Origin of the sequence: Desertihabitans aurantiacus (assembly GCF_003344635.1) — a bacterium.
GTDB lineage: Bacteria > Actinomycetota > Actinomycetes > Propionibacteriales > Propionibacteriaceae > Desertihabitans > Desertihabitans aurantiacus.
The window spans coordinates 1-5,175 of the sequence record NZ_QPKK01000267.1 but is presented as its reverse complement, the minus strand read 5'-3'; the positions used below and the strand labels follow the sequence as shown (position 1 = coordinate 5,175).

The 5,175-nt window shown below is 75.1% G+C and carries 6 protein-coding genes; 3 read left to right on the top strand and 3 right to left on the bottom strand.

Annotated features, from left to right (window positions below; all coding sequences use genetic code 11):
- Positions 1-1,457: ATP-dependent helicase (locus DVA66_RS16875; RefSeq protein ID WP_198671876.1), on the bottom strand; the 1,457-nt coding region annotated here is incomplete at its 3' end.
- 82 nt (positions 1,458-1,539) lie between these two features.
- On the opposite strand from DVA66_RS16875, the gene DVA66_RS16870 reads away from it, so the two are divergent.
- Both DVA66_RS16870 and DVA66_RS16865 read left to right on the top strand, forming a co-directional pair.
- A complete protein-coding gene (locus tag DVA66_RS16870) occupies positions 1,540-1,899 on the top strand; it encodes an MGMT family protein (RefSeq protein ID WP_232822030.1) in 360 nt (119 codons plus the stop codon).
- A gap of 190 nt (positions 1,900-2,089) precedes the next feature.
- Positions 2,090-2,293 (top strand): cold-shock protein, encoded by a 204-nt coding sequence (locus DVA66_RS16865; RefSeq protein WP_114561109.1) that lies wholly within the window; start codon positions 2,090-2,092, stop codon positions 2,291-2,293.
- A 95-nt stretch (positions 2,294-2,388) separates the two neighbouring features.
- On the opposite strand, the gene moeB is transcribed toward DVA66_RS16865, so the two are convergent.
- Positions 2,389-3,573: a molybdopterin-synthase adenylyltransferase MoeB gene (gene moeB, locus DVA66_RS16860; RefSeq protein ID WP_114561108.1), complete on the bottom strand. Its 1,185-nt coding sequence runs from the start codon at positions 3,571-3,573 to the stop codon at positions 2,389-2,391.
- A 35-nt stretch (positions 3,574-3,608) separates the two neighbouring features.
- Complete coding sequence (locus DVA66_RS16855) at positions 3,609-4,364, bottom strand: VOC family protein (RefSeq protein ID WP_114561107.1); 756 nt, start codon at positions 4,362-4,364, stop codon at positions 3,609-3,611.
- Positions 4,365-4,413: 49 nt separating this feature from the next.
- Between DVA66_RS16855 and DVA66_RS16850 the strand changes: the two genes are divergently transcribed.
- A complete protein-coding gene (locus tag DVA66_RS16850; protein WP_114561106.1) occupies positions 4,414-5,025 on the top strand; it encodes a TetR/AcrR family transcriptional regulator in 612 nt (203 codons plus the stop codon).
- Positions 5,026-5,175 lie beyond the last annotated feature (150 nt).

The following is a 5,175-nucleotide window of genomic DNA, read 5'->3' as shown; positions in this document are numbered from 1 at the left end:
CGCCGCAGGCCCAGCCCGTCCAGCCCGCCCAGCGGGGACAGCAGCAGCCGCGACGCCTCGTCGGCGTCCAGCCGCAGCCCGCCCCCACCCGCGCCGCGGCCGGCCACCTGCAGCGCCAGCAGCAGCGGACGGACGGCCAGCTCGGCCCCCAGCGGGATCTCGTCGCCGGCCACCTCCACCGGGACCCCGGCCGCGGTCAGCGCCCGGCTCAGCGGCGGCAGGCCCAGCCGTCCCGAGCGCACCAGCACCGCCATCTCCGACCAGTCCAGCCCGTCGCGCAGGTGGGCGGTGCGCAGCAGGTCGGCGATGTGCTCGGCCTCGGCGCCCACCGAGTCGAAGGTGCACACCTCGACCCGTCCGGCCCCCACGCCGTCGTCGGCGACCTCGGGGTGGCGGAAGGCGCGCACCTCCTCGGCGGGCACCCCGACCGGCACCGGCAGCCGTTCGGCCACCTGCCGGGTGGCGTGGGCGATCCGGCGTCCGAACCGGCGGGTGGTGCCGAGGGCCAGCACCGGGGCGGGGGCCCCGGAGCGGGTGCGGAACCGCTCGGGGAAGTCGGCCAGCATCCGCGCCTCGGCGCCGCGGAAGGCGTAGATGGACTGGTCGGGGTCGCCGAAGACGACGAGGTCGCGGCCGTCCCCGGCCAGGGAGTGGAGCAGCTCGACCTGTGCCGGGTCGGTGTCCTGGTACTCGTCGACCAGCACCCCGGACAGCTCGGTGCGCAGCCGCTCCCGCACGTGCGGGTCGGTGAGCAGGATGCGGCTGCGGTGGACCAGCTCGGTGTAGTCGATCACCTGCTCGGCGTCGAGCACCGTCAGGTACTCCTCGAAGAAGTGCCCGAGCGCCACCCAGTCCTCCCGGCCGGCCGCCTCGCCGGCGGCGACCACCTGCTCGGGATCCATCCCCAGCTGGCGGGCGCGGGCGACGACGGCGCGGACCTCGGCGGCGAAGGCGCGGGTGCCCTGGGCCTGGGCGAAGGACGGTGGCCAGACCACCTGCTCGGTGCCGGCCAGCACCTCGCGCACCCGGAACTCCTGCTCGGGCGCGGTGAGCAGGCGCAGCTCGTGGCCGTAGACGTCGACGTCGCCGAAGCGGCGCACCAGCGCCAGGCAGAAGGCGTGGAAGGTCATCGCGGTCGGCGTCACGGTGGAGCGGCCCAGCCGGGCGGCGATCCGGCGCCGCAGGTCGGCCGCGGCGCGCCGGGAGAAGGTCAGCACCAGCACCTGCCCCGCGTCGGGCGCGGTCTCCAGCCGCCGGGCGCAGGCCTCCACCAGGGTCGTCGTCTTGCCGGTGCCCGGGCCGGCGAGCACCAGCAGCGGGCCGTCCCGGTGCTCGACGACCGCGCGCTGGCGCTCGTCCAGCGGCGGCCCGACGGGGTCGGGGGTGGCCGGCGGCAGCAGCCGGTAGCGCTGCTCGCCCCGCGACCCCGCCTCCGGCACGGCACTCGTCTCACTCACGTCCGCCATGCAACCAGACCCGACCGACAGCCCGGGCCGCTCGCGCCGGCGGGCGGCGGGACGGCGGTGGTTGGATGGGCGGGTGCCCGACGTCCCCCCGCTGCCGGACGCCGGCCCGAGCGGTCAGCGCGGACCGGTCGACGAGGCGTTCGTCGAGGCGGTGCTGGCCGTGGTGGAGCGGGTGCCACCGGGCTACCTGGTGACCTACGGCGACGTGGCCGAGCTGGTCGGGCGCGGCGGTCCCCGCCAGGTGGCGGCGGTGATGTCGCGGGCGGGCGCCGCGGTCGCCTGGTGGCGGGTGGTGCGGGCCGACGGGCGGCTGGCCGACCCGGTCCGGGAGCGGGCTGTGCCGGAGCTGCTCGCCGAGGGCGTGCTGGTCCGCGACGGCCGGGTGGACCTGGTCCGTCACCGCTGGCGACCCGACGCCTCGAGCTGGACCTGAGCAGGTTTCTTCGCATGTTCACCCCCGCCCGGGTTCCGCACCGGCCGGACATGTGACAGGCTGGTGGTACTGAAGCAAGACGGCTGTGTCGTGGTGAAGGCTGCGTCCGCGGTGGTTTGCGAGGGCGTCGCCCATCAGTCCCGGGCAGTGAAGTGCCGTCCGGAGCAGTTCGTGAAGAAAGAGAACGTTCATGGCACAGGGAACCGTCAAGTGGTTCAACGCCGAGAAGGGGTACGGCTTCATCGCCGTCGACGGTGGGGGCGCGGACGTCTTCGTCCACTACTCCGCCATCGACTCCCACGGCTTCAAGACTCTCGACGAGGGTCAGCGCGTCGAGTTCGAGACCACCCAGGGCCCGAAGGGTCCGCAGGCAGACCGGGTCGCCCCGCTCTGATCTGAGTCACACCCTCAGCAGCACACGCTCCGCCCCCGGCTCCTCAGCCGGGGGCGGAGTGCTGTCCGGGTGGGGCCCAGACGCCCGGGGGCAGCTCAGGCGTCGTAGCCGAGGATGCCGCCGGCCAGGTGGTGCACGTCGGTCCAGCCGGCCTCCTGCAGCCGCCGCAGGCTGGCCTCGGAGCGGGCGCCGCTGCGGCAGTACAGCACCACGGTCCGGTCGGCGGGCAGCTCCGAGAGCGCCGCACCGGAGTCGATGGTCGCCTTGGGTACCAGGACCGAGCCCTCGATCAGGCTCACCTCCCGCTCGGCCGGCTCCCGGACGTCCACCAGCACGAAATCGCGCTCGCCGCGCTCCCGCTCGGCCAGCCAGCGGCGCAGCTCGGCGGCGTCCAGGGTGGGCACCGGCGCGGGAGCGGCGGCCGGCAGCCCGCAGAGCACCTCGTAGTCCTGCAGCTCGGTGATGGTCGGGGAGCTGCCGCAGAGCGGGCAGTCCGGGTCGGCGGCCACCTCCAGGGTGTGCCAGGACGCCGCCAGCGCGTCGTGCACCTGCAGCCGTCCCACCAGGCTGTCGCCGGCGCCGGTGATGAGCTTGACCGCCTCGGTCACCTGGGCCGAGCCGACCGCGGCGCAGAGCACCCCGAGCACCCCGCCCTCGGCGCAGCTGGGCACCATCCCCGGCGGCGGCGGCTCGGGGAACAGGCAGCGGTAGCACGGCCCGTGCCCGGCCCAGAACACCGACACCTGGCCGTCGAAGCGGAAGATCGAGCCCCACACGTAGGGCACGCCGACCAGCGCGCAGGCGTCGTTGACGAGGTAGCGGGTGGCGAAGTTGTCGGTGCCGTCGAGCACCAGGTCGTACTGGCCGACGAGCTCGAGCGCGTTCTCGCGGGTGAGCCGTTCGCGGTGCGCCCGCACCTGCACGTGGGGGTTCCACTCCGCGACGGAGTCGACCGCGGAGTCCACCTTGTGCCGGCCGACGTCGGACTGGCCGTGCACGATCTGGCGCTGCAGGTTGGACACCTCGACCCGGTCGTCGTCGATGATCCCGAGCACACCGACCCCGGCGGCGGCCAGGTAGGCCAGCGCGGGCGAGCCCAGGCCCCCGGCCCCGACCACCAGCACCCGGGCGCTCTTCAGCCGGCGCTGCCCGACCACCCCGATCTGGGGCAGCAGCAGGTGCCGGTCGTAGCGGACCACCTCGGCCGGGGTGAGCTCGGCGGTCGGCTCCACCAGGGGTGGCAGGGACCTCTCGGCGACGTCGCGGCTCGGCGCGGTCATGGCTCCTCCTCCATCGGCTCGCGGGCGCGGGGCCCTCAGAGACTACGCGCGGGCAGCAGGCAGAGCTCGTTGCCCGAGGGGTCGCGCCAGCAGCTCCACGCCAGCTCGCCCCAGTCGTGCTCGAAGCGGCTGCCGCCGAGCTCGAGCACCCGGGCGCCGACCTCGTCGGGGTCGTCGCCGGTCTCCAGCCGGACGTCCAGGTGCATCCGGTTCTTCCCCTCCTTGGGCGAGGACTCGGGGCAGAACGACAGCAGCGGTCCGCGTCCGGACGGGTGGCGCAGCAGCCACTCCCCCTCCGAGCCGGGCCCGGTCCAGCGCTGCCAGCCGGTCAGCGCCGACCAGAACAGCAGGTCGACCTCGGGGTCGGCGGAGTGGAGCGGGATCTCCCCCAGCGGCCCGGCACCGGCGTGCCGCGGCCGGGGCCCGATGACGCAGAACGGGTTGCCCTCCGGGTCGGTCAGCACCGTCCACGGCGCGTCCGGGCCCTGACCGGTGCGCCGTCCGGAGCCCGTCGCGGGGTCGACGGGCCGGGCGCCCAGGTCGACCAGGCGGCGCACCACCGCCTCCCGGTCGCCGCCGCCGGCCAGGTCGAGGTGCAGCCGCAGCGGTTCCGACGGCGGCTCGGGCACCCGCTGCAGGCACAGGTCGAGGGTCGGTCCGCCGGGCACCGCCAGCCGCGACTCGTGCCCGTCGGGCTCGTCGGTCAGCGGCTCCAGGCCGAGCGCGGCGTCCCAGAACCGGCCGAGCGCGGCCGGGTCCACGGCGTCGAGGACGATGTTCTCCAGGTACACGGGATCTCACGCTACGCCCGGGCACCGACGCTGCGGATACCCTGCTCCGATGGACACCGCACGAGCCCAGCGCCTGCCCCGCGACCAGCGCCGGGCCCAGCTGCTCGACGCGGCCTACGAGGTGTTCAGCACCCGCGGCTACCACAGCGTCGCGATGGACGAGGTCGCCGTCGCCTCGGGGGTGTCCAAGCCGGTGCTCTACCAGCACTTCTCCTCCAAGCTCGAGCTCTACCTGGCGCTGCTGGACCGGGCCTGCTCGGAGCTGGTCGAGCTGGTCGCCGGGGCGGTCGCCTCCAGCACCCACAACCGCGACCGGGTGGCCGCCGCGATGGGCGCCTTCTTCGGCTTCGTGGCCCAGCAGCGCCGCAGCTTCCGCTTCGTCTTCGAGTCCGACCTGCGCACCGAGCCGGAGGTGGAGCTGCGGATCCGCGCGGTGCACACCGAGCTGGCCGCCCTGATCGGCGCGGTGATCGCCGCCGACACCGACCTGCCGGTGGCCGAGGCCGAGCTGCTCGGGATGTCGCTGATCGGGATGGCTGAGACGAGCGCCCGGTTCTGGGCCGCCGCCCCGGGCCAGATCACCCAGGAGCGGGCGGTCGAGCTGGGCAGCAGCCTGGCCTGGCGGGGCGTCCGCGGCTTCCCGCGCACCACGACCGGCTGAGCCGCACCGCACCGGACGCCCGGGCGCGCGGGGTTCCCCGGGCGGCACCCGGAGCGGTGCGCGGACCCGGGCGCAGCGGACCGCGGCAGGGCTAGATTGGCCGGCATCCCGATCAGCCCAGACGAGGAGCACCGCGTGAGCACTCCCCAG